General features: G+C 40.0%; 18 protein-coding genes. 5 read left to right on the top strand and 13 right to left on the bottom strand.

The window, feature by feature from the left end:
* Nucleotides 1–65: 65 nt before the first annotated feature.
* From I5M19_RS16500 to I5M19_RS16485, 4 genes are all read left to right on the top strand, one after another.
* Nucleotides 66–779, top strand: coding sequence for a DUF4290 domain-containing protein (locus I5M19_RS16500; protein WP_235985864.1), 714 nt, complete (start codon nucleotides 66–68; stop codon nucleotides 777–779).
* 143 nt (nucleotides 780–922) lie between these two features.
* Entirely contained in the window at nucleotides 923–2,230 is a 1,308-nt protein-coding gene (gene murA, locus I5M19_RS16495) for a UDP-N-acetylglucosamine 1-carboxyvinyltransferase (RefSeq protein WP_200067457.1), read from the top strand.
* Between the two features lie 115 nt (nucleotides 2,231–2,345).
* Nucleotides 2,346–3,902, top strand: a complete 1,557-nt coding sequence (locus I5M19_RS16490) for an ArnT family glycosyltransferase (RefSeq protein ID WP_200067456.1) — start codon at nucleotides 2,346–2,348, stop codon at nucleotides 3,900–3,902.
* Nucleotides 3,903–3,977: 75 nt separating this feature from the next.
* Nucleotides 3,978–4,349, top strand: coding sequence for a DMT family protein (locus I5M19_RS16485; RefSeq protein ID WP_200067455.1), 372 nt, complete (start codon nucleotides 3,978–3,980; stop codon nucleotides 4,347–4,349).
* Between the two features lie 19 nt (nucleotides 4,350–4,368).
* Here the strand turns inward: I5M19_RS16485 and I5M19_RS16480 are convergent, their stop codons facing one another.
* From I5M19_RS16480 to I5M19_RS16425, 12 genes are all read right to left on the bottom strand, one after another.
* Entirely contained in the window at nucleotides 4,369–5,247 is an 879-nt protein-coding gene (locus I5M19_RS16480) for a hypothetical protein (RefSeq protein WP_200067454.1), read from the bottom strand.
* A 90-nt stretch (nucleotides 5,248–5,337) separates the two neighbouring features.
* Nucleotides 5,338–6,699, bottom strand: coding sequence for a pyridoxal-phosphate dependent enzyme (locus I5M19_RS16475; RefSeq protein WP_200067453.1), 1,362 nt, complete (start codon nucleotides 6,697–6,699; stop codon nucleotides 5,338–5,340).
* Nucleotides 6,700–6,804: 105 nt separating this feature from the next.
* Nucleotides 6,805–7,665: an AMP nucleosidase gene (locus I5M19_RS16470; RefSeq protein WP_200067452.1), complete on the bottom strand. Its 861-nt coding sequence runs from the start codon at nucleotides 7,663–7,665 to the stop codon at nucleotides 6,805–6,807.
* 124 nt (nucleotides 7,666–7,789) lie between these two features.
* Nucleotides 7,790–9,028 (bottom strand): ATP-dependent Clp protease ATP-binding subunit ClpX, encoded by a 1,239-nt coding sequence (gene clpX, locus I5M19_RS16465; protein ID WP_200067451.1) that lies wholly within the window; start codon nucleotides 9,026–9,028, stop codon nucleotides 7,790–7,792.
* Between the two features lie 83 nt (nucleotides 9,029–9,111).
* Complete coding sequence (gene clpP / locus I5M19_RS16460; protein ID WP_200067450.1) at nucleotides 9,112–9,822, bottom strand: ATP-dependent Clp endopeptidase proteolytic subunit ClpP; 711 nt, start codon at nucleotides 9,820–9,822, stop codon at nucleotides 9,112–9,114.
* A 179-nt stretch (nucleotides 9,823–10,001) separates the two neighbouring features.
* Nucleotides 10,002–11,354 carry a trigger factor gene (gene tig / locus I5M19_RS16455; RefSeq protein ID WP_200067449.1) on the bottom strand — a complete coding sequence of 451 codons (1,353 nt, stop codon included), beginning with the start codon at nucleotides 11,352–11,354 and terminating at the stop codon, nucleotides 10,002–10,004.
* A 101-nt stretch (nucleotides 11,355–11,455) separates the two neighbouring features.
* Nucleotides 11,456–12,451 carry a c-type cytochrome gene (locus I5M19_RS16450; RefSeq protein WP_200067448.1) on the bottom strand — a complete coding sequence of 332 codons (996 nt, stop codon included), beginning with the start codon at nucleotides 12,449–12,451 and terminating at the stop codon, nucleotides 11,456–11,458.
* An 87-nt stretch (nucleotides 12,452–12,538) separates the two neighbouring features.
* The gene (locus I5M19_RS16445; RefSeq protein ID WP_200067447.1) at nucleotides 12,539–13,261 is read right to left on the bottom strand and encodes a head GIN domain-containing protein; all 723 of its coding nucleotides are present in this window, start codon (nucleotides 13,259–13,261) and stop codon (nucleotides 12,539–12,541) included.
* A 124-nt stretch (nucleotides 13,262–13,385) separates the two neighbouring features.
* Complete coding sequence (locus tag I5M19_RS16440; protein WP_200067446.1) at nucleotides 13,386–13,994, bottom strand: GIN domain-containing protein; 609 nt, start codon at nucleotides 13,992–13,994, stop codon at nucleotides 13,386–13,388.
* A 372-nt stretch (nucleotides 13,995–14,366) separates the two neighbouring features.
* The gene (locus I5M19_RS16435) at nucleotides 14,367–14,978 is read right to left on the bottom strand and encodes a GIN domain-containing protein (protein WP_200067445.1); all 612 of its coding nucleotides are present in this window, start codon (nucleotides 14,976–14,978) and stop codon (nucleotides 14,367–14,369) included.
* Between the two features lie 175 nt (nucleotides 14,979–15,153).
* Nucleotides 15,154–17,049, bottom strand: coding sequence for a RecQ family ATP-dependent DNA helicase (locus I5M19_RS16430; RefSeq protein ID WP_200067444.1), 1,896 nt, complete (start codon nucleotides 17,047–17,049; stop codon nucleotides 15,154–15,156).
* Nucleotides 17,050–17,111: 62 nt separating this feature from the next.
* On the bottom strand, nucleotides 17,112–18,398 hold the full coding sequence (locus I5M19_RS16425; RefSeq protein WP_200067443.1) for a citrate synthase: 1,287 nt from the start codon (nucleotides 18,396–18,398) through the stop codon (nucleotides 17,112–17,114).
* Between the two features lie 142 nt (nucleotides 18,399–18,540).
* On the opposite strand from I5M19_RS16425, the gene I5M19_RS16420 reads away from it, so the two are divergent.
* Nucleotides 18,541–21,810, top strand: a complete 3,270-nt coding sequence (locus tag I5M19_RS16420; protein WP_200067442.1) for a PAS domain S-box protein — start codon at nucleotides 18,541–18,543, stop codon at nucleotides 21,808–21,810.
* On the opposite strand, the gene I5M19_RS16415 is transcribed toward I5M19_RS16420, so the two are convergent.
* A complete protein-coding gene (locus tag I5M19_RS16415) occupies nucleotides 21,807–23,054 on the bottom strand; it encodes an ABC transporter permease (RefSeq protein WP_200067441.1) in 1,248 nt (415 codons plus the stop codon). The two genes, I5M19_RS16420 and I5M19_RS16415, sit on opposite strands and share 4 nt — an antisense overlap.
* Nucleotides 23,055–23,096 lie beyond the last annotated feature (42 nt).

Raw genomic sequence — 23,096 nt, 5'->3', positions numbered from 1 at the left:
TTAATCTTCTCAAAAACTGATCATGTGCCGGAAAAAACTTAAAAAAAACTTTTTATAAATATAATATGGCATTAACAACTATGCCCGGAGAGTTTGATTATAACTCTACCCGGAAAAAACTTATACTATCAGAATACGGACGTAACGTGCAAAATATGGTGAAATATATTTGCGAGCTGCCCACTAAGGAAGAACGCAACCGTTATGCACTTGTGGTGATTGATCTGATGGGTTTCTTAAACCCTCATTTGCGTGATGTGGCCGATTTTAAACATAAGCTATGGGATCACCTGCACATCATCTCCGATTATAAGATAGATGTGGATTCGCCGTACCCAAAACCAGATCCGGAAGCTATCCATCTGAAACCTGAGCCTTTAAAATATCCGAATCAGCGTATTAAATTCAAGCACTATGGTAAAACCATTGAACTGATGATAGAAAAGGCCAAAAGTATAGAAGAACCCGATCGTAAACAGCATATGGTACAGGCTATTGCCAATTTCATGAAAATGGCCTATGTACAATGGAACAAAGACTCCGTTGCCGATGAGATCATTTTCTCTGACTTACTGCGCCTCTCTAACGGTGAATTAAAATTAGACGATAGCGTTAACCTTAACCGTGTGGAGTTCCGTACCAATACGCATAACAACCAAAGTAACAATAACAACCGCGGACGTTCAAATAACAATAACAACCGCGGACGTTCAAACAACAATAACAACCGCAATAACAATAATAACCGCGGACGAAACAATAATTCAAAAAAATATTAATAAGTACACTGGCTATCAGCAGTATAATGATGGCCCCGTTTTGATCGCCGGAATTAATTCTGATTATTTTCTAATCTTTGCCGGCAACAGTGTGCAATAAACTGTTACATCAAAACATAAACATTAGATAGTTAATATATAGCATGAGAAACGCATACGAGATAAACGGCGGCAAGAAACTTAAGGGGGAAATAACTCCGCAAGGAGCAAAAAACGAAGCATTACAAATACTTTCGGCTGTTTTATTAACCAGCGAAAAAATAACCATCAGCAATATTCCTGATATTCAGGATGTGAACAGATTAATTGAACTGCTGGGTGATATGGGAGTAATAGTAGAAAGAATATCTGCCGACACCTACACTTTTGAAGCCAAGGATATCGACCTCAACTTTTTCCTTTCCGATGCTTTTAAAACAAAGGGCGGCAGTTTACGCGGCTCAATCATGATAGTAGGACCATTACTGGCACGTTTCGGTAAGGCTTCCATACCAAAACCCGGAGGCGATAAAATTGGCCGCCGCCGTTTGGATACCCACTTTTTAGGATTTGAGAAACTGGGAGCACGTTTTGACTACAACCCAGAGAACGGTTTCTTTAATGTAGATGCCTCGAATTTGCAGGGTACTTATATTTTACTTGATGAGGCCTCGGTAACGGGCACAGCCAATATAGTAATGGCAGCGGTATTAGCGAAAGGTACCACCACCATTTATAATGCCGCCTGCGAACCCTACCTGCAGCAGTTATGTAAAATGCTCAACCGAATGGGAGCAAAAATAAGCGGTATTGCATCAAACCTGCTTACTATTGAGGGCGTTAGCGAATTGCATGGCACTGAACACCGCATGCTGCCTGACATGATTGAGATCGGCTCTTTTATTGGCCTGGCTGCCATGACCGGTTCCGAGATCACCATTAAAGATGTTCATTACAAAGAATTGGGGATGATACCTGACGTTTTTAAACGCTTAGGTATAAAAATGGAGTTAAGGGGTGATGATATTTACATTCCCTCGCAGGATCATTACGAGATAGATACTTTTATAGATGGCTCACTGCTTACCGTAGCCGATGCCCCATGGCCGGGCTTTACGCCCGATCTGCTCAGCATTGTGCTGGTAGTTGCCACACAGGCAAAGGGATCAGTACTCATTCATCAAAAAATGTTTGAGAGCAGGTTGTTCTTTGTTGATAAACTGCTGGATATGGGTGCTAACATTATTTTATGCGATCCGCACCGTGCAACAGTTATAGGCCTCGATAAACAGGTGCAGCTACGTGGTATCTCCATGACCTCTCCTGATATACGTGCCGGGGTATCATTACTTATAGCTGCCTTGTCTGCACAAGGCAAATCAACCATATATAATATTGAACAAATTGGTCGCGGTTATCAGCATATCGATGAACGCCTGAGAGCTTTAGGGGCCGATATTAAATTAGTTTAGTTCTGAGTTTTTTTTGGAAAGCTGGCCGCCTAAATATTTAGGCGGCCAGCTTTTTAGCATTAAACATTTTTTTTAGCTTTAGGCCTTACTTTCAACACCAACCTAAAACTGTAAAATGCCCTACAAAAACCGGAGGTCGACATATGCAGCCTTCATACTGATATTTGTTGCGCTAAAAGTATTATTGAATCTTTTTGCCATCAGTCGCTTTGGTTTTCATCGCGATGAGCTGCTGCATTTGGTTTTAGGCGACCATCTGGATTGGGGATATAAAGAAGTTCCGCCTTTTATAGCTTTACTCGCTAACTTAACCCATTCGCTTTTCGGTTATTCTGTATTTGCTGCCCGCATATTTAGCACCATTGCCGCCGGACTTATTATATGGTTAACCGGACGCATCACCGTGGAACTGGGCGGTCGTAGGTTTGCCATTACATTGGCCTGTTTAGCACTTATTTTTTCACCTGCATTTGCAGCAAGCGAATACCTTTTTCAACCTGTAGTTTTTGATCAGCTCTGGTGGGTTTTAACCGTTTGGCTGTTTATTAAATATTTAAATACTGCCGATGTAAGATACTTGTATTGGCTGGGCGTTGCCGTTGGTTTCGGAATGCTCACCAAGTACACCATGGCGTTTTTCACGTTTGCACTTATCATTGGTATTTTAATAAGTCGCGAGCGTAAGCTGCTTTTTAATAAACATGTATTCTTTTCGGCGGCAATAGCCATAGTTATATTCCTGCCTAATGCTATATGGCAATTAACGCATCATCTGCCGGTGATAAACCACATGAAAGCGTTAAGAGAAACGCAGTTGGAGTATATTAAACCTTCCGAGTTTATTATGCAACAGCTAATGGTGAATGGCCTGTCGCTGTTTATATGGTTAATTGGTTTCGCCTGCCTGCTCTTCTCTTTTAAGCTGCGCAGGTTCCGTTTTGTGGCCATAGCTTACATCATCATATTTTTATTCCTGCTTAAAATGAATGGCAAAAGTTATTACCTTTTTGGCGCCTATCCCATGCTTTTTGCCGCAGGCGGTTTCGCATTTGAACGATTGCTTAAACGATCTTATTATGTATTACGCATAGCCGCTGTTTTATTGTTTATACTTCCTAATATTATATTGCTGCCCATTGTGCTGCCGGTATTACCTTTAAATACTACGCTTGGCTTTTTCAGGTACACTCAAAAAAATATGCCATTTTTAAATTTTATTACCACCTGGGAAGATCAAAAACAACACGCTACCACGCAGGACTATGCCGATATGCTGGGTTGGGATGAAATGGCGCAAAAGGTTGCCAAAACCTATCATAGCTTAACACCCGAACAGCAAAAACAAACGCAAATATATACTGATAATTATGGCGAAGCCGGCGCTATACACCAATACCGTAAAAAATATGATTTGCCCGATGTGGTGAGTTTAAACAGCAGTTTTACCCTGTGGGCGCCTGATAACCTTAACGCCCGCTATATCATATATGTAGATGATGATGTGAACGTGGAAAGCAGATTAAAACCTCTGTTACAGAGCTATAGTAAAACAGGCGAAGTATTAAACCCGCTGGCACGCGAAAAGGGCACAAGTATTTATCTGCTGGTAAACCCATCACCTAAGCTTAACGATATCTATAAAGCCGAGCTGGCAAAAAAGCGGATGGAATAATTATTTAAGTTTACTCATCAGGACGAAAACAAATCAGTTATTTTTGATCTTACATTAAGTGAATATTGCAACATTATGCGCGGGCTTAAAACCATTCTGTTCCTCACTATTTCCAACACCTTTATGACCTTTGCCTGGTACGGGCATTTAAAATTTAAAGACTTTTCCTGGGGGAAGAATTTAGGACTGCTATCCATTATTCTGATAAGCTGGGGGCTGGCATTTTTTGAGTATCTGTTTCAGGTACCTGCAAACCGCGCAGGCTTTAAGGGCGATGGCGGCCCGTTTAATTTGGTTCAGCTAAAAACCATACAAGAAGCTATTACACTTATTATTTTTATGGTGTTTACCTTGTTGTTCTTTAAAACAGAAAAACTTGCCTGGAACCACCTGGTAGGCTTTGGGCTTATCGTACTGGCTGTATTTGTTATTTTTAAGAAATGGTAAATTTTAATAATTTGGATGGTTAATTATCCCTTACCGGGATAAGCGCAAACTTCTGTGAATAATCGCTCGACATAAATCCCTTTGACATATTTGACATCAACCCTTCATAACGTATCCATCTGCCTTTCTCGATAGAAAAATCGGCCGTACCATTAAAAGCTACTTTCATAACCATTTTTACGTGGCCGCTCCCAAACGCTACCATATTACCACTAACATATTCACATATATCATATTTCACTTTGGCAACATGCTCACCGTTCCTGACTACTATATCAGATAGGGTGACTTCGTTTTTCTTGTAGGCACTATCGCATTGAAACGACTGATCCATTGCTATTAAATTGACATCCAAACTCCACTTATCCCCTTTTTTTACAGCCTTAACCGGTAGTTCAAAAAACACTGCTACTAAATTCTTTTGTTGATTTTTTAAATAAAAACTCTTTATGCTGCCATTGGTATTCAGTTCGCCCCTTAACATAACACCACCGGTCATATTCTGTATCATTGCGTGCATTCGGCCTAAATATGATGTATCGGCAACAGCTTTCCCTTTGGATTGTTCGGCAACCATTTCCACCGATATGCCATCATTTTTTGAGCTTTTACGCAGAAACGTAGTTATACCATTTCCACCGGATAATTCAGTAAGTTGCTTAAGGAGCTTCTTTACCTCCCCGGAAGATGAATCGCTTCCCATTACTTGATTAATTAAACCGCCATTTAGTAACACACCTTTATTATCCGTGGTATCTGTTTCCATTATTGTTTTGTAGGCAAGCACTTCACCCGGTTTTAATTTCCATTTCAAAAAAACGGTTTCAGGTGTTTGCGCAATGGCAGCCAACGAAAAGGGAAAAAACAGTAGTAATAAAAACAGTTTACGAAAATTCATAAGAGTTATTTAAATACCATTAAATATACAAAAAGAGGTACTGTACACAACGCACAGCACCTCTTTTAAGTATTTGGTTTTAACCTTAAATTAAGCCGATATCGCGTTAATGATATCGTATTGCGTAATGATCTCTATTTTACCGTTTTCATCCTCCACTAAAACGGCGATATTGTCTTTATTGATCATGCCGGATATCTTATCTATCGAGGTATTCAGATCAATAAACGGAAACGGCGCTGTTGAAATACTTTGTACAGGCTGCGATTTTATCCCCGGGTTTTCCATCAGCGAATTTAAAATATCGCTTTCTGTTATCTTACCGATAACCATACCCTTTTGCGTTACAGGTATTTGTGATATATTCAGCGATTTTATGGTATTTATAGCTTCAAGAACCGTTTTCTCACAGTCAATGGTTACTATTTCCTGATTTTCCTTTTTGTTGATGATATGGAGCGCGGTCAGTTTTTCTTCCTTTAAAAAGCCATGATCGCGCAGCCAGTCGTCGTTATACATTTTACCCATGTAGCGTGAGCCGTGGTCGGGGAAAATAACTACAACAATATCTCCTTCCTTGAAACGATCTTTCATTTGCAGCAAACCCGCTATAGCAGATCCGGTGGAATTACCCGCAAAAATTCCTTCCTTACGTGCTATCTCGCGCGTCATTAAAGCAGCATCCTTATCGGTTACTTTCTCAAAATGATCTATCAGGCTGAAATCAACATTCTGCGGCAAAAAATCCTCGCCTATACCTTCAGTGATGTAAGGATATATTTCGTTTTTGTCGAGTATACCTGTCTCTTTATATTTTTTAAATACCGAACCGTAGGTATCAATACCTAATACCTGTATATCCGGATTTTTCTCTTTTAAATAGCGTGCCGTGCCAGATATAGTACCGCCCGTGCCTACACCCACAACCAGGTGCGTTATTTTACCTTCGGTTTGTTCCCATATTTCGGGTCCGGTTTGCTCGTAGTGCGCCTGCGAATTCGACAGGTTATCGTATTGATTAGGCTTCCATGAATTAGGCACCTCCCGCTCCAAACGCGATGATACAGAATAGTAAGAACGTGGATCCTCAGGGTCAACATTTGTGGGACAAACAATCACTTCGGCACCAAATGCGCGTAAAGCGTCAAATTTCTCTTTTGACTGTTTATCGGTACTTGTAAAAATACATTTGTAACCTTTTATTACCGCGGCAATAGCCAGGCCCATACCGGTATTACCCGATGTACCCTCTATAATAGTTCCGCCGGGTTTAAGCTTACCGCTTTTTTCGGCATCTTCTATCATTTTAAGAGCCATACGATCTTTAATAGAGTTACCGGGGTTAGTAGTCTCTATTTTTGCTAAAACCGTTGCAGGAATGTCCTTAACTATCTTATTTAATTTTACCAGGGGCGTATCGCCGATGGTTTCCAGTATATTATTGTACCACATAATTCAAGTTCTACTTAGCAGATATACAAAACAGGTTAGTTCCCAAAAATAACTTTCCGGGCGGATATTATCGTAAACGTTATGTAATTAACCGGTTTATCCCTGTTAAAATTTCAGGTGCTTAACCGTTAAGCCGCCATTTATCAGTTGTTTTAACGATTCGATACCTACACGCAAGTGTGTTTCCACAAACTGCTCCGTAACATTGGAGTCGCTTTCAGCGGTTTTAACCCCTTCAGGGATCATTGGCTGGTCAGATACCAGTAGTAAAGCTCCCGTAGGTATCTTGTTGGCAAAGCCAGTGGTAAATATGGTAGCGGTTTCCATATCTATAGCCATGGCCCGTAAATCTTTCAGGTATCGTTTAAAATCTCTGTCATGCTCCCAAACACGTCGGTTAGTGGTGTAACAGGTTCCGGTCCAGTAATCGCGTCCATAGTCGCGTATGGTGGTTGATATGGCCTTTTGCAGCGCAAATGATGGCAGCGCCGGAACTTCGGCAGGTAAATAATCGTTTGATGTACCCTCGCCCCTTATAGCTGCAATGGGTAATATCAGATCGCCTACTTTATTCTTCTTTTTTAAACCGCCGCATTTTCCTAAAAATATTACGGCTTTTGGTTGAATAGTAGTGAGCAGATCCATAACCGTAGCGGCTACCGGGCTACCCATACCAAAATTAATAATGGTTATACCGTCAGCACTTACACTTTGCATGGGTTTATCCATACCCACAATGGGGGCGTTACCATGCCATTCTGAAAACAGTTGCAGGTATTTTGAGAAATTGGTTAATATAATATACTCTCCGAATTCCTTTACCGGCCTGCCCGTATAACGCGGGAGCCAGTTAGCCACAATGGCCTCCTTGGTTTTAAGGCCGTTTTTTACGGCCGATTGTACTTCTTTTACTTTTTTCTCCGGCTTTCCGGTTTCATCTTTCTTGATATCTAATTCTTCGTTCATATTTTCTCCTTGCCTTGTTACAGGCTCTTTATTAATTTACCGGATAGTTTTTATACAGCAAACCCCGGCGTTGCACCAGGGTTCACTACTATCTCAAATATAGATGTAAACTATATTTTTATTGTTAAGCCACTTTTAACTTTTTAAGGTCCGACTTTTCAAACTTCTCCCTGGCATAATCTATAGTAACGTTTAAACGCTTCACATCATTTTTTGACGGAAATTCAAACATCGCGTCTATCATTATGGCCTCGCAGATAGAACGCAACCCTCTGGCGCCTAATTTGAACTCCATGGCTTTATCCACTATAAAGTCAAGCACTTCTTTATCAAATTCCAGCTTTACCCCCTCGTATTCAAACAGCTTTTTATATTGCTTAAGCAAAGAATTCTTTGGCTCTGTAAGAATATTGTGCAATGCATCCCTGTCCAGCGGGTTTAAGTAGGTAAGCACGGGTAAACGGCCTATCAGCTCAGGTATCAACCCAAATGATTTAAGATCCTGCGGAGTGATGTATTTATACAGGTTTTTCATATCCACCTCACCGTCCTCATGCTTAAACTTATACCCTACCGTTTGTGTACGCAGGCGGTTAGCTATCTTTTTATCGATGCCATCAAATGCACCGCCACATATAAACAGGATATTATTGGTATTTACCGTGATCATTTTCTGATCAGGGTGCTTACGACCGCCCTGTGGCGGTACGTTAACCATGGTACCTTCCAGTATTTTTAACAGGGCCTGTTGTACACCCTCGCCGGATACATCACGGGTAATGGATGCATTATCGCTTTTGCGAGCTATTTTATCAACCTCATCAATATAAACAATGCCACGTTCGGCAGTGGTTACATCATAATCGGCAGATTGCAGTAAACGGGTAAGAATACTTTCCACATCCTCGCCAACATAACCTGCTTCCGTTAATACGGTGGCATCGCATATGCAAAACGGCACATTCAATATTTTGGCCAGTGTTTTTGCCAGTAAGGTTTTACCTGTACCGGTTTCACCAACCATAATGATGTTCGACTTCTCAATCTCTACCTCCTCCTTATCAACACGTTGGTCTAAACGCTTGTAATGATTGTATACCGCAACCGATAAAACTTTTTTAGCATCATCCTGACCAATTATGTATTGATCGAGATGGCCTTTTATCTCTGCCGGTTTTAAAACAGACAAAGTTGCAGGCGATGCTTTAACCTTTCGCACTTTCAACTCCTCTGCCAGTATCTCATTAGCCTGATTCACGCATTTATCACAAATGTGTGCATCAAGTCCTGCAATCAGCATCAGGGAGTCTTGTTTGCCTGCTCCACAAAATGAGCACCTGATCTCCTTGCTGTTCTTGTTCATGTTTTTTTGTTTAATCAAAAATAGTCAAATAATTACCTGTTTTGCAAGTAAGCTAAGTAATTAACTTACAATACAATAGCAATTTATTTGCTTTTTGTTGAGTTTCCTTTTAATATTTCGTCCACCATACCAAATTCTTTGGCTTCTTCGGCTATCATCCAATGGTCACGATCTGACGCTTCCCAAACTTTTTCGTATGATGTACCGCTATGGTCAGCAATGATCTGGTAAAGCTCTTTTTTCAACTTAGTGATCTCGTGATAAGTGATCTCGATATCCGACTGCTGGCCCTGCGCTCCGCCTGATGGCTGGTGTATCATTACCCTTGCATGTGGTAGTGCCGCACGTTTGCCGTTAGTACCCGCACATAATAAAACCGCACCCATTGATGCCGCCATACCGGTACAAATAGTCGCTACATCATTTGATATAAATTGCATGGTATCATAAATACCTAAGCCCGCATATACCGATCCGCCCGGTGAATTGATATAGATCTGTATATCGCGTTTACTATCTGCCGACTGCAGGAATAGCAACTGAGCCTGAATAATGTTTGCAATATTTTCATAAATGGCATCGCCCAGGAAAATAATGCGGTCCATCATCAAACGTGAAAATACGTCCATCTGGGCCACATTCATCTGGCGCTCTTCAATAATATATGGGGTCATGCCGGTTGGCAGTTTGCTCCTGTCAACTCCGGCTATAAATTTATCTACATATAAACTGTTAATACGATGGTGCTTAACAGCATATTTACGGAATTCGTTTTTATCTATATTACTACTCATGATATGATTGTTTTATAATGTATTTAATTATGTAAAGGGCTAAATATAGTTTTTAGTTGAATAGTTTTTAAACTATAAAGTTTTTATAAAGTAAAATTAACAGCGAAGGCTTTTTATACAACAAAAGCATCTGCTTTGGGCCGATGCTTTTGATAAAAGTATAATTTATAAAAATACGCTTAGTCTTCCAGCTTATTAAAATCAGTAAACAGGATCTCTTTTTTATCAAGGGTGATCACACTCTTAATATAATCAAAAACCTTAACAGCCTTTACCTCTTCAAATATCTTGTTAGCATTCTCTTTCTCCTGCAGATATTGAACCGTATACTGAGCCAATTGCTCCTCGGGTAATGATTGCTGGCTGTACATTCTGAATTGCTGATCAAGGCTTTGTTTTGCATAAGCAAAAACCTCGTCATATTTTATTTCGATCTTGTTATCCTTAACTATTTTGTTCGCAATAAGCGTCCATTTAAGGTTTTTAGCAAAATCGGCGTAACCACCCTCCAATTCTTCTGCTGATAATTTTTCGTTAGTGGCTTTTAACCAGCGTTTCAAAAAGTCATCAGGTAATTCAAACTGAACTTTATTAAGGCTGTAGTTATAAATATCGTTCTGTAACTTACGCTCTGCATCCTGCAGCATCATAGTTTCCAGTTCTTCGGTTATTTTTTCCCTGAAACCTTCTTCGGTAGTTACGTTACCTTCACCAAATAATTTGTCAAAGAACTCCTGATTCAAATCACTCTCCTCTAAACGGTTAACATTTTTTACCGTTAAGCGGAAGTTTGATTTCAGATCAGCTGCTGTATCTTCTTCTATCTTTAATAAACCGGCTACCTTAGCAGCGTCGTTATCAAAGGCTTTCTGAATATCCAGTGTTACTTCATCACCTTTTTTTAAACCGATCAAAGATTTTTTTATCGTTTCATCTTTTATCTGGTCTAAACGAACTGATGCCGTATTAGTAATGCCATCCTCAAAAACAGAACCATCAGGCGAAAGCTGGGTTAATTCGGAATAAAGAACATCATCATCTGCCGATACGTCAGGATTTGTCATTTTGCCATAACCACGACGGATGTTTTTTATACGGGATGCTAAGGTTTCATCGTCCACCTTAATTACATATTGCGTAAGCTTATCTTTTGATGAAAAATCGATATCAAAATCCGGAGCTAAGCCAACTTCATAGTTAAATTCAAAATCGTCGGCAAAATCCCAGTTATATTCTTTTTTATCATCTTCGGTTTTAGGTAAAGGCTGGCCTAAAACTTCCATTTGCTGTTCTTCTAAGTACTTGTTAAGTGTGTCAGACAACAGGTTATTTATCTCATCAACCAAAATGCTTTTACCATACATTTTTTTGATATGAGCAGCAGGAACCATCCCCGGTCTGAAACCCGGCATCTTTGCCTTTTTAGCATGCTCTTTTATAGCTTTTTCTACCTTCGGCTGATAATCGGCCGGGGCAATATTAATTTTTACTACTGTATTAAGGTTATCAATTTTTTCCTGTGATATATTCATCTTTTTTACCGGGTATTATTTAATACTTAAAATTAAAGCTGGCATGTTTGATATAAGCCAAACACAACAGCTTTTGGAGGCGCAAAAGTACGAATTTATTTTTAATTTTTTTCTGCAACAGAATTCGGCCGGAATTTAACTATAGCATTATTTACCGGCTTTACAGTTCGTAAATAAGTATAAACAGCTGCAAGGTCTTTTTCGCTCATGCCGCCATAGCGCCACCAGGGCATTATGGTTTGAAAATCGCCCGGCTTTACCCTTGCCGGTTTAGCTGTGCTATCAGCAAATTGTCTGAAACGGGCTATAAACTGCTCTTTAGTCCATAAACCTATCCCTGTTTTTTTGTCAGGGGTTATATTGGCCGAACTTAGCGTAAAACCCGTTCCTAAATTATACTCGTTACCACCGGCAAAGTCCATCCCCTGTACGGGTTTACCTTGTACCGCTTTAGTATGGCAATCGGCACATGCGGCAGCCATAACAAGGTATTCGCCATATTTTAATGTGTTGGCAGTATCGGGTACTTTGCCAGCCACAGCCTTTTGGGGCATGGTATTTACCAGCAAATTAAGCGGAAAGTTTAATTGTCTTTTAGGAAAACTACCCGCATGTGGTTTAAGCGTACGTAAATAAGCTATAATACTATAAATATCTTCTTTATCCATTTTACCGTAAGAGGTATAGGGCATTATCGGAAAAATAGCTGATCCGTCTTTTTTTACGCCGGTGGTTATGGCGCGATAAAGTTCGCCATCTGTCCAGCTTTTTAAATTTGCCGGAGTGATATTAGGCACATATACCGTGCCCGGAAAACTCACCCGTTCATCAAATTTTTCGCCGCCGGCTCCTATTATATTAGTATCAATTGGACCTGCAAATAAATTCCATTGCCTGGCCGAGTGGCAATCTATACAAACGGAAACATTATTGGCCAGATACTTGCCCCTGGCAATACGCTTGGGCGTTAGTTCAACTTGAAGTTTTTCGGGTTTGCCAACGTTAGGCAGCGCCAGGGTGAGGTATGATGCGCCTGCTACTATAACAAGCACAACCAGAATGACAAGATATGCCATCCATTTTTTAAACTTTTTCATGATAGGGTTTAGTACAATTATTATTAATTTATTATAATAACTATGTCGTAAAATCCCCTATAAATGTTACACTTATCTTAAAAAATTTTATTCTATTTTTTTGATAGATGACGCTCCGGATTTATCGTTATTAACGGTTGATGGGTTGCCTTTATAAACGATATCAGAAGCGCCGCTTGAATGCACATCCAAAGCGTTCAAAACATTGATGCGGCAGTGGCTTGCACCCCTGGTATTAATATCGTATTTACCTACTACAAAATCCAGGGCATCAATTTTCCCGGTTCCGCTTAAATCAACATTGTGTTTGCCGGCCTGTCCGGTTAAATGCAATTCGGTAGCGCCGGAACCGCTGGTGTTCAAGGTGGCCGCATTCAGGTCCATGGTTACTTTGGTGGCACCAGACACGTCAAGATCCAGATCGCCCGTGTTAATACGTCCGTTTGAATTGATAGTTACTGCACCTGAGGCTTCAATTTTCTTCAGATCCCTTACTCCGATAGTTACCATCGTTCTGTTTACATTACAGGTGCTTCTTTTGGAATGGATTCGTAATTTACCACCATTTACACTTGTGATGATATACTTAAGCAGGTTATCATCGGCAGTAATGCTCACACCCATAGAGCTATCCTGCACCAGCGTAACTTTAAACGCTCCTGATATATCAATCCTGTCAAACTCCCCTAACTTGCGGTTATCGGTGGTTTCATTGCCTGATCCCCGCACACAGTCAAGACCGCAGGATGATAATATACTTACCGAAATTAATGCTGCTAAGGCTACAATATAAAGTTGATTTTTTTTCATGGTGGGTTTGTGTTTTAGTTAGGACTACCTTTAAGGTTTTGAAGTTACACCAAAAATAAAAAAAGCCGTCAACGTATGACAGCTTTTTAAATTATATGTTGAACTTTTTGAAAGTGGTGCTTATTTACAAACCTGCTAATTCATCACTTTTAACTCTGTAATGGCGATCTTTAACCTGGGTTTGGATAGCGTTTACAGCGGTAAAGTTATCATGTGATACCTTAGCGGTTTCGTCATATTTTAAGCTGTAATCAGTTACGTTGCCTGATATAGCAGCTTTTGCGTTATCATTAACGGTAATGCTGGCGGTGTAAGCATCTACATTTAACTGGGCTGATGAATTGTTGTACAGTTCTACGTCAAGATCAATTTTTGAAAGCTTACCGAATGATTTTACTTCGGAGTTATCATAAGCAGCAATTGAGCGCAGATCTTTTGCAGTTACCCATACTACTAATTTTTCTGCCTTGTATGATGAGATACGCAATACACCGTTTTGGTTTTGTACTAAAGCGCTTTCGGCATAATAGTGATTGTAAACTTTCACTTCGTCGGCAGTACCGTCTGATACGAACAGTTGCACATTACCGCGTAATTCAATTTTATTGATCTGGCCAGCATTGGTTAATGTGGTGATCACTTCATCATTGTTTTTTACTGAGGCATAGGTTGAATTTGAAGTTCCTAATGCTAAGGTAAAGATGGTTGCTATTGTTAAAAATACAGTTTTCATTTTATTTAATATTTTGATGGTCAATTATTTAATCTATTGTTGTTTTTAAATACACTATTATGACGACCTCAAAAACAAAACGTTACAGCCCAAATGCCCCTATTAGTTATACACCGGGTTATTATCGGTAAACGGCAGATTTGCATCGGTGAAAGGGAGTGGAAGATTGAAAGTGAAAAGTTGAAAGTTGAAAGTGAAAAGTGAAAGTTGAAAGTGAAAAGTGAAAAGTGAAAAGTGAAAAGTTGAAAGTGAAAAGAAAATAATGACTCAATGACCAATGATTAAGTCATGTACTAATTCCTCTAAAAAAAAACTACCGCACTGTGGCGGTAGTTTTTCAGAATATATGTTGAACTTTTGCAAAAGTAACGCTTACAAAATGGCAAGCTCATTATTGTTTTGAGCAGGAGCTGCCGGCAGGTTAGTAACCTTATCGTTAACTCTGGCGGCTGATAAATTTGATTGGTTCACAGTAGCAGACTGATCGTGTAACAAAGTGTACTCATTTACGCTGCCGGTCAAGTCTGCTTTTGCATGATCGTTTACCGAGATAGTAGCGTTAAAGGCATCCAAATTTAATTGTGCTGATGAGTGGTTGTAAAGGTCAACAGCAAGATCGATCTTTGAAAGCTTACCGAATGATTTTACCTGTGCATTGTCATAAGCTGAAATAGCGCGCAGATCATTCGCGGTTACCCATACTACTAATTTTTCCGGGGTGTATGATGATATGCGTAACACACCGTTTTTATTTTGCACCAGGGCGCTTTCGGAATAATAGTTATTGTAAACTTTAACCTCATCGGCAGTACCGTCAGATACGAAGAGCTGAACATTACCGCGTATTTCAATTTTGTTGATCTGGCCTACGTTAGTTAAAGTAGTAGTTACCTGATTGATGTTATGATCGTTTGCATAGGTTGCAGTTACAGTTCCTAATGCTAAAGTAAAGATGGTTGCTATTGTTAAAAATTTTGTTTTCATTTTATTAATATTTTGATTGTCAGATTTTTGTGTTTATCGTTTTTATTAAATACACACATATGACGATCTCAATTAAAAAACGTTACAGCGATTTATGCTTAAATAGACGTATGGCATGTTTATATCGGCGAACGGCTGTTTTAAGACGGCGAAAAAATCAATAAATAATGTAACGTTACAGATAATAGTGCTCTCCGTCGGTTTTTACCTTACCGGAATCAAGCAATAAACGTATGGTAGCTATCCTTTCCTTTTCGGTGCCATGCTTTAACTGGCCTACCAACTCATCTATATTGTACGATGCTGTGCTTAGGAGTTGCACAAGCTCATTAGTTATCATATCACTTATTTCGGAGGCATTAATGCTGCGCCTTTCTTCCAGGCAAATATCGCACACGCCACATTTGGGTGCATTATCCTCATCAAAATAGGCAAGCAGCATCTGGCTGCGGCAGCGACTGTGTTCTGCATAAACAAAAACGGCCTCTATCTTTTTCTTATAGTTGGCCTTTCGCTGATCAATAAAAGTTTTGTTAATAAACAAATTAGCGGCTGGCTGCCGGGCTTTTATCCAGGTAAGTTGCGGCTTATCATTTTGTGGCAAATAGGTAAGCAAACTAATATCCTGTAATTGTTTTAACCCCTCAACTACCTGTTGTACGCTCAGGCCTGTTCGCTTAGCTACTTCGAATTCCTTAAGGCGCACATAATTTTCAAATGCGCCTCCATATGATCGTAAAAGCGTTTTTATAAAATTATCCCATCCCGGGTTCTGGATCTGAAAATTGTAAAGTTCCTCGTTCAAAACCTCAAACCGGAAACGCGACGGTAAAAAAACACTCTCGTTGAACGACAAATATTCGTCCTGCTCCAAAAATTTGAGCACATTAATGGTCTTTAGGGCGTCCAGTTTAAACCGGCTGCAAAACTCTGCCAGATCGAGGTCAAAACTCAAGCCTTCGCCGGCCTCATACGCCAGCTGACAATAATTAGCCAGGTGGTGGTAAGTTTGTTTGATCTCTTTAACCGTAGGGAAATTAAGTTCCAGTTTTTTTTCCTGCCTTATACGGTCGGTAGTATGGTATAGCAATACCGCGTAAGCTTTTTGCTCATCCCTGCCCCCTCGCCCGGCTTCCTGATAATAAGCTTCCAAACTATCCGGAGCATCTTTATGAATTACAAAACGGACATCGGGCTTGTCAATACCCATCCCAAAGGCATTGGTGGCCACTATTATACGGGTATGGTTATTTTTCCAGGCTTCTTGTTTTTCCGATCGCTCCTCAATACTAAGTCCGGCGTTATAGTAATCGGCGCTGAAGCCATTCTCATTGTAAAACTTAGCAATATCAAAAGTTTCTTTACGGGTACGTACATAAACAATTCCGCTACCATTTACTCCGCCGGCTACATCTAATAATTTACGTAGTTTATTTTCGGTGTGCTGTACCACATAGCTCAGGTTTTTACGCTCAAAACTTTGCTGAAAAACTACAGGACGCCTAAACAGCAGTTTTTCCTGTATATCTTCCCGCACCTCGGCTGTAGCCGTGGCTGTTAATGCCAGCACAGGCACATCCGGGTGTAACTCGCGCAGATCGGCTATATGCAGATAAGATGGCCGGAAATCATATCCCCACTGGGATATACAGTGCGCCTCATCAACCGCGAATAAATTTACCTTCATGTATTTGATACGCTCGCGCACCAGTTCAGAAATCAAACGCTCCGGCGAAAGGTAAAGGAATTTTGTAAAGCCGTAAACGCAATTATCAAGCGCTATATCCACTTCGCGCCTGCTCATGCCCGATACTATGGCTATAGCTTCTATGCCTTTGGCATTTAAGCTCTCCACCTGATCTTTCATCAGGGCAATTAAAGGCGAAACCACAATGCATAAACCATCATTCACCAACGCAGGTATCTGAAAACACAGCGACTTACCCCCACCGGTAGGCAACAAAGCCAGTGTATCCTTACCGGCCAATACCGAAGTAATGATCTCTTCCTGCATTGGCCGGAAGGTATCATACCCCCAATATTGCTTCAATATTTTATGATGTAATTGCATTGCTGTAAACACTAATAAAGCCCGGCAAAGCGGGCTTTATTAAAGTATGAATTTACTAAAATTTATCTTTTATCCATAGGTACGTAGTCGCGGCTTTTAACGCCAACGTATATCTGGCGCGGCCTGCCTATCGGTTCCTTATTTTCTTTCATCTCTTTCCATTGCGCTATCCATCCGGGTAAACGGCCCAGCGCAAATAACACGGTGAACATATCTGTAGGGAAACCTAACGCGGTATAAATGATACCCGAATAAAAATCAACATTAGGGTAAAGCTTACGTTGTACAAAATACGGATCTTTTAGTGCAACTTCTTCCAGTTTCTTAGCTATATCAAGCACTTCATTATTGATGCCTAATTTTTCGAGGATATCATCACACGCCTTTTTAATGATCTTGGCACGCGGATCAAAGTTTTTGTAAACCCGGTGACCAAAACCCATCAAACGGAACGGATCTTTCTTATCTTTTGCTTTAGCTATCCACTTTTCAGTATCGCCGCCATCCAGCTTTATTTTCTCCAGCATTTCAATAACAGCCTGGTTAGCGCCGCCATGTAAGGGGCCCCATAAAGCCGATATACCTGCGGAAATTGAGGCATATATATTAGCATCAGACGAACCTACTATGCGTACGGTTGAGGCGGAACAATTTTGCTCATGATCGGCATGTAATATCAGCAACTTGTTCATCGCGTTTACCACCACCGGATCAAAATCCACAACCTCTGTACGCTGGCCAAAGGTCATGTGCAAAAAGTTGGTCACATAATCCAGCTTGTTTTGCGGGTAAATCACCGGATGGCCTAATGATTTTTTATATATCCACGATACCACTGTACTCATTTTAGCAATAAGTTTAATGATCTCGGTATTTATTTCTTCAGGGCTGAGTCCTTGTTTTAATGAAGCTGGATTAAAGGCCGCCAAAGCGCCCACCACCGACGAAAGCTGCCCCATAGGATGCGAATTTGACGGGAAGCCATCAAAAAACTTCTTCATATCCTCATGAACAAGGGTATGTATGCTTATCTCGTGCTCAAATTCCTTTAGTTGTGCGGCGGTAGGTAATTCGCCATATATCAGCAAATAAGCTACTTCAATAAAGGTAGACTGCTCCGCTAACTGTTCTATAGAATATCCGCGGTATTTAAGAATACCCTTTTCGCCATCCAAAAATGTTATGGCGCTTTTTGTAGCACCTGTATTTTTATAACCGATATCAAGGGTAACATACCCGCTTTCATCACGCAGTTTCGAAATATCAAGTGCTTTTTCCCCTTCAGTACCCTCTATTACAGGCAGTTCAAAGGTTTTATCACCAATTTTTAATTGAGCAGATTCAGACATAGAAAATTTTGTATTTGCAACAAATGTAAATAAATCTGCGTATTAATAGGCTTTTAGATATATTTACTATTTGTAAAATTGTTATTTACCATTATAGGTTAACACCCAATATTGTTTGGGAAAATTAAAAAAAACATTTGTAATGTCACTTAAAAGCCGGGCCCAGCAGTTACTTGAGAACGACATTACCATTTACCGATTACTTTTACTGGGGCTGTTTGTAGCTTCACCCTCTCTGCATTATTTATGCTATTACAATTCTTATGATCCTATATGGCTCAGAAGCATCAACAGTGCTTTAAGTATAACCACACTTGCTCTTTCATTTTTAGGCAACAAAAAATATTACCGCACGGTTTTATATGTAACTATAATGTCGTACGTGCTTATTAATAACTACATTTTATTAGGGGTAAACGGCTTTCAACATGTTTACTTGTTCAGTTCAATTACCATATTTATTGCTTTAACGTTATTCTGTAAAAAACGATGGGAATTTGTAACCTTAAGCGTAATTAATCTTGCTGTAGTAATAAGCGCATATTATACATCAACTAATCTCTCTATTTCCCCGGGCGTGCTTATTATACTTTTAATTGTTTTTACGCTTATAGCCTATGTATCATTCCTGGTAATGATGAATTATAATCTGCAATTTAAAAAAGCGGTCAGCAATGTGATGCAGCTTAATAAAGAGCTGTTAATAAACGCCGGGAAACTACGCAACAGTCAGCAGCAACTGCATGCCCTGATAAGTTCTGTTAACGACACCATATTTGAGTTGGACGAAAATAAAATTTGCCTTAATGTATGGTTTGGCCCGCAAACACCATCTTATTTAAAACAAGAACATTTTTTGAATAAGCAATTAATGGATATAATGGATCCAGCGCAAGCCAACGCCTTTAATGAAGTATATGATTATGTAATTGAACATAAAAAAAGCAAAACGCTGGAATTTCCTTCTATTTACGGCCAGCCTAAATGGTTTACCGCTAAGGCGGCCCCGGTTTTTGATGTTGACGGAAACTATACAAAGCGTATATCGGTATCGGTAACAGATATAACCGAACAAAAGCAATATGCCGATGCCTTAAGGGAAAGTGAAAAATTGCTGATACAAGCGCAGCACATAGCTAAAACGGGCAACTGGTGGCACGATAGTGAGGCCCGTAAATCTTACTGGTCTGAAAATTTATATGCACTACTGGAGATAGAAAATATCCCGGATGGTCTGTCGATATTCGAATACTATGCAAGCCTGATACATCCGGATGATGTTGAAAATGCGAAAGATTATTTAATAAATATAGCCAAACGTCCGGAAAACAGCCTCGAGCATAAATTCATTACACCTAAGGGTAATTTAAAATATATAAAAATATTACGCGGCGACCTGCAAACAAAAGACGATGGAAAGTTAAAGCGTGTTGTAGGAATTATTCAGGATATTACTGAATCTAAACTGGCAGAAAAAGCTGTTAAAATAAGCCAGGCAGAATTGATTGAAGCACAAACCATTGCTAAAATTGGCAATTGGAAATGGGACAGTAAAACCAGAACGTTAGCCTGGTCTGATGAGGTGAACAACATTTATGAAATAAATTTACACCGTGCCAAACCCTCGCTTTACGGCAGGTTGTTATTAAAATACATCCATCCGGACGACAGGTATATAGTTGCCAACCTGTTTGACAACCCCGATAACGGCGGCAGATCATACGAATATCGTATAATAACTCCCAGAGGTAACTTAAAATACATCAGTGTTATTGTTGGTAAAAAAATGTATAATGATGACGGTACTCTGCGAAAAACCATAGGCACTTTACAGGACATCACCCAACGCAAAAAAGCGGAGTTTAATTACACAGCTACCGAACGTAAATACCAATTAGTTTTAGAGACCATCAAACTCGCCGCGGTATCATTAGACGCCAACGGAAACATTATATTCTGTAATAAATACTTAGCAAACTTACTGGGTTATAATCAGAACGAAATATTAGGGATGAACTGGATGGAAAATTTCATCCCAGAATATATTAAGAATGAACTCGCCGATTGGTTCGTAAATAACTCCGTAAAGGCGCATTTTATTAATCCGGTAATTTGCCGAAATGGTGAAACACGTATCATTAGCTGGCAAAACACCATAAGTTATAATGAAAACGGCACCATAAAAGAAACCACCAGCATTGGAGAAGATATTACCTTACAGCAAAAAGCACATGAAGAATTAATATCAGCTAAGGAACAGGCGGAGCGATCGTCTCATTTTAAATCGGAGTTTTTATCCATCATGAGTCATGAGATAAGAACGCCAATGAATGCGGTAATAGGTACAACCAACCTGCTTTTACAGGAAAACCCTAAACCCGACCAGTTAGAATATCTGAACACGCTAAAGTTCTCCGGAGAGAATTTATTGGCCATTATAAACGATATATTGGACTACAATAAAATTGAGGCCGGAAAGCTGTCGCTCGCGCGTCTTCCTTTTAACATTCAGCAACTGGCACATAACATCCGCAAGTCATTCTATACTAAGGCAATTGAAAAGAACCTGCAGATCATATTAGATATAGATGATACCGTTCCCGAATTGTTAATAGGCGATCAAGTACGCTTAGGGCAGATCCTGATCAACCTGGTAAATAACGCTATAAAATTCACTAACGAAGGCAGCGTATGCATTACGCTTAAATGCTTAAAGTTGAGCCAAACACAGGCAGGTGTTAGTTTCACCGTTACCGACACCGGCATAGGTATAGCATCCGAAAACCTCAACAGAATATTTGAGCCGTTCATTCAGGATCAGCACGTTATAAATAACGACTATGGCGGCACCGGCCTGGGTTTGGCCATTACTAAACGCCTTATCGAACTTTATAACAGCCACATCTATGTAAAGAGTCAACTTGGGGCAGGCACCACTTTTAATTTTGATATTTTGTTTGATAAGGCGGAAATGAAAATTCCTGAGCCTGCCACGCAGGGTATACTTATACCGGTTGCGAATGGTTTAACCGGAAAAAGAATACTGGTAGTAGATGATAATAAGATGAACTTACTGATTGCGGCAAAATTTCTGAGAAAATGGCAGGCAATAGTTGACGAAGCCGCTAACGGGCAGCTCGCAGTTGAAAAGTGCAGCGGCAATAGTTATGATATTATTATTATGGACCTGCAAATGCCCATAATGGATGGCTTTGAAGCGACCAAACATATATTAAAATCAACACCAGGTATACCAATAATTGCGTTTACAGCTGATGCCATGCCCGAAACACATACTAAGGCATTTGAAGCCGGCATGGTTGATTATCTTACCAAGCCATTTGTACCCGATGTGCTTTTTGAAAAAGTACTAAAGTATTGCAGTTCACAGGTATCTGCCGATAAGGTTTAGTTGGTACGTATGGCTTCTACAGGGTCTAATCTTGAAGCAAAGTAAGCCGGTACAATACCTGATATGATACCGATCGCCACAGAAATACCTATACCGAATACAATGTTTTTTATATCAAGCACAATTTGCAGGTCGGCCGCAGCCTTTACCGCGAAAGTACCAAGGTAAACCATAAACAGCCCTATAAAGCCGCCCAGCAGGCATAAAACTATAGCCTCAATCAAAAACTGCAGCATGATGAAGTAATTTTTTGCGCCTAAGGATTTTTGGATACCAATAATATTGGTGCGTTCCTTTACAGATACGAACATGATATTAGCTATACCAAAGCCACCCACTAATATGGAAAAACCACCAATTATCCAGCCTGCTATATTAACAATACCAAATAACTGATCCAGCTGATTAGAAAGTATGGTTGATTTATTGAGCGAAAAATCATCTTCACCACCGGGGCGAATGCTCCTTATTGAGCGCATTAGTCCACGCAGTTCGCTCTCTACTTCAACATCGCTCAGGTTATCTTTACCTCTTACTACTATCTGCGGGTTATACCTGTCGCTCTCAATATCTATTATGTTTTTAGCAAAATTAAGCGGTAGCAATATTTCGTTATCGCTTGTTATACCTAAAATATCTTTACCTTCCTTTGCAAATACACCAATAACAGTAACCTTACGGCCCATAATTTTTATCTGCTTGCCCACGGCATTACCATTCGGGAATAAATTATCAGCAATATCATACCCTATAATAGTTACCGGGGCTCCTGTTCTCGATTCAATATCCGTAAAATACCGGCCGCTCTGAAAGTCGAAGTTCCAGGTTTCATCATGATCGTGTGAAACCGCGTCAATCTGTGCCCCGTCAACTGTATTACTGCCATATTTTACGGTACGGTTATCAATACTGATCTCATATGATATAGCCTTTGCGGTTTGGCTGCGGCGCTGTAATTGTTCAAAATCCCTTAATTTTGGAACCGGACGCTGCATGTACTTCCACCAGGGGAACTCCCCGTCAGATACCCACGGCCATTTTTGTACGTAAATACTGTTACTGCCTAATTTATTTACACTTTGCTGCAGGTTATTACGTAAGGTATCAACTGCAGAAAACACGGCTATTATGGTAAATATACCTATGGTAACACCAAGGAGCGAGAGTATAGTACGAAGCTTATTTTGCCTTAGCGCATCAAAGGCAAACAAAAAACTTTCACGAATGAGTTTTAATATGATCATGTTGAACGAGGGATTTCAGTACTTAGACTGCTATTAAGCGGT

This window comes from Mucilaginibacter segetis (assembly GCF_016522075.1).
GTDB lineage: Bacteria > Bacteroidota > Bacteroidia > Sphingobacteriales > Sphingobacteriaceae > Mucilaginibacter > Mucilaginibacter segetis.
Note: the sequence above shows the minus strand (reverse complement) of the source record. Positions and strands in the feature narration are given on the sequence as shown.

What these genes read in the sequence shown, in the direction of transcription:
- clpP (WP_200067450.1), bottom strand. Translation starts at nt 9,822, where the DNA reads ATGAGTAGTAATATAGATAAAAACGAATTCCGTAAATATGCTGTTAAG.
- I5M19_RS16490 (WP_200067456.1), top strand. Translation starts at nt 2,346, where the DNA reads ATGCCCTACAAAAACCGGAGGTCGACATATGCAGCCTTCATACTGATA.
- I5M19_RS16445 (WP_200067447.1), bottom strand. Translation starts at nt 13,261, where the DNA reads ATGAAAAAAAATCAACTTTATATTGTAGCCTTAGCAGCATTAATTTCG.
- I5M19_RS16485 (WP_200067455.1), top strand. Translation starts at nt 3,978, where the DNA reads ATGCGCGGGCTTAAAACCATTCTGTTCCTCACTATTTCCAACACCTTT.
- I5M19_RS16435 (WP_200067445.1), bottom strand. Translation starts at nt 14,978, where the DNA reads ATGAAAACAAAATTTTTAACAATAGCAACCATCTTTACTTTAGCATTA.
- clpX (WP_200067451.1), bottom strand. Translation starts at nt 9,028, where the DNA reads ATGAACAAGAACAGCAAGGAGATCAGGTGCTCATTTTGTGGAGCAGGC.
- I5M19_RS16480 (WP_200067454.1), bottom strand. Translation starts at nt 5,247, where the DNA reads ATGAATTTTCGTAAACTGTTTTTATTACTACTGTTTTTTCCCTTTTCG.
- tig (WP_200067449.1), bottom strand. Translation starts at nt 11,354, where the DNA reads ATGAATATATCACAGGAAAAAATTGATAACCTTAATACAGTAGTAAAA.
- I5M19_RS16470 (WP_200067452.1), bottom strand. Translation starts at nt 7,665, where the DNA reads ATGAACGAAGAATTAGATATCAAGAAAGATGAAACCGGAAAGCCGGAG.
- I5M19_RS16450 (WP_200067448.1), bottom strand. Translation starts at nt 12,451, where the DNA reads ATGAAAAAGTTTAAAAAATGGATGGCATATCTTGTCATTCTGGTTGTG.
- I5M19_RS16500 (WP_235985864.1), top strand. Translation starts at nt 66, where the DNA reads ATGGCATTAACAACTATGCCCGGAGAGTTTGATTATAACTCTACCCGG.
- I5M19_RS16420 (WP_200067442.1), top strand. Translation starts at nt 18,541, where the DNA reads ATGTCACTTAAAAGCCGGGCCCAGCAGTTACTTGAGAACGACATTACC.
- I5M19_RS16415 (WP_200067441.1), bottom strand. Translation starts at nt 23,054, where the DNA reads ATGATCATATTAAAACTCATTCGTGAAAGTTTTTTGTTTGCCTTTGAT.
- I5M19_RS16425 (WP_200067443.1), bottom strand. Translation starts at nt 18,398, where the DNA reads ATGTCTGAATCTGCTCAATTAAAAATTGGTGATAAAACCTTTGAACTG.
- I5M19_RS16475 (WP_200067453.1), bottom strand. Translation starts at nt 6,699, where the DNA reads ATGTGGTACAATAATATACTGGAAACCATCGGCGATACGCCCCTGGTA.
- murA (WP_200067457.1), top strand. Translation starts at nt 923, where the DNA reads ATGAGAAACGCATACGAGATAAACGGCGGCAAGAAACTTAAGGGGGAA.
- I5M19_RS16430 (WP_200067444.1), bottom strand. Translation starts at nt 17,049, where the DNA reads ATGCAATTACATCATAAAATATTGAAGCAATATTGGGGGTATGATACC.
- I5M19_RS16440 (WP_200067446.1), bottom strand. Translation starts at nt 13,994, where the DNA reads ATGAAAACTGTATTTTTAACAATAGCAACCATCTTTACCTTAGCATTA.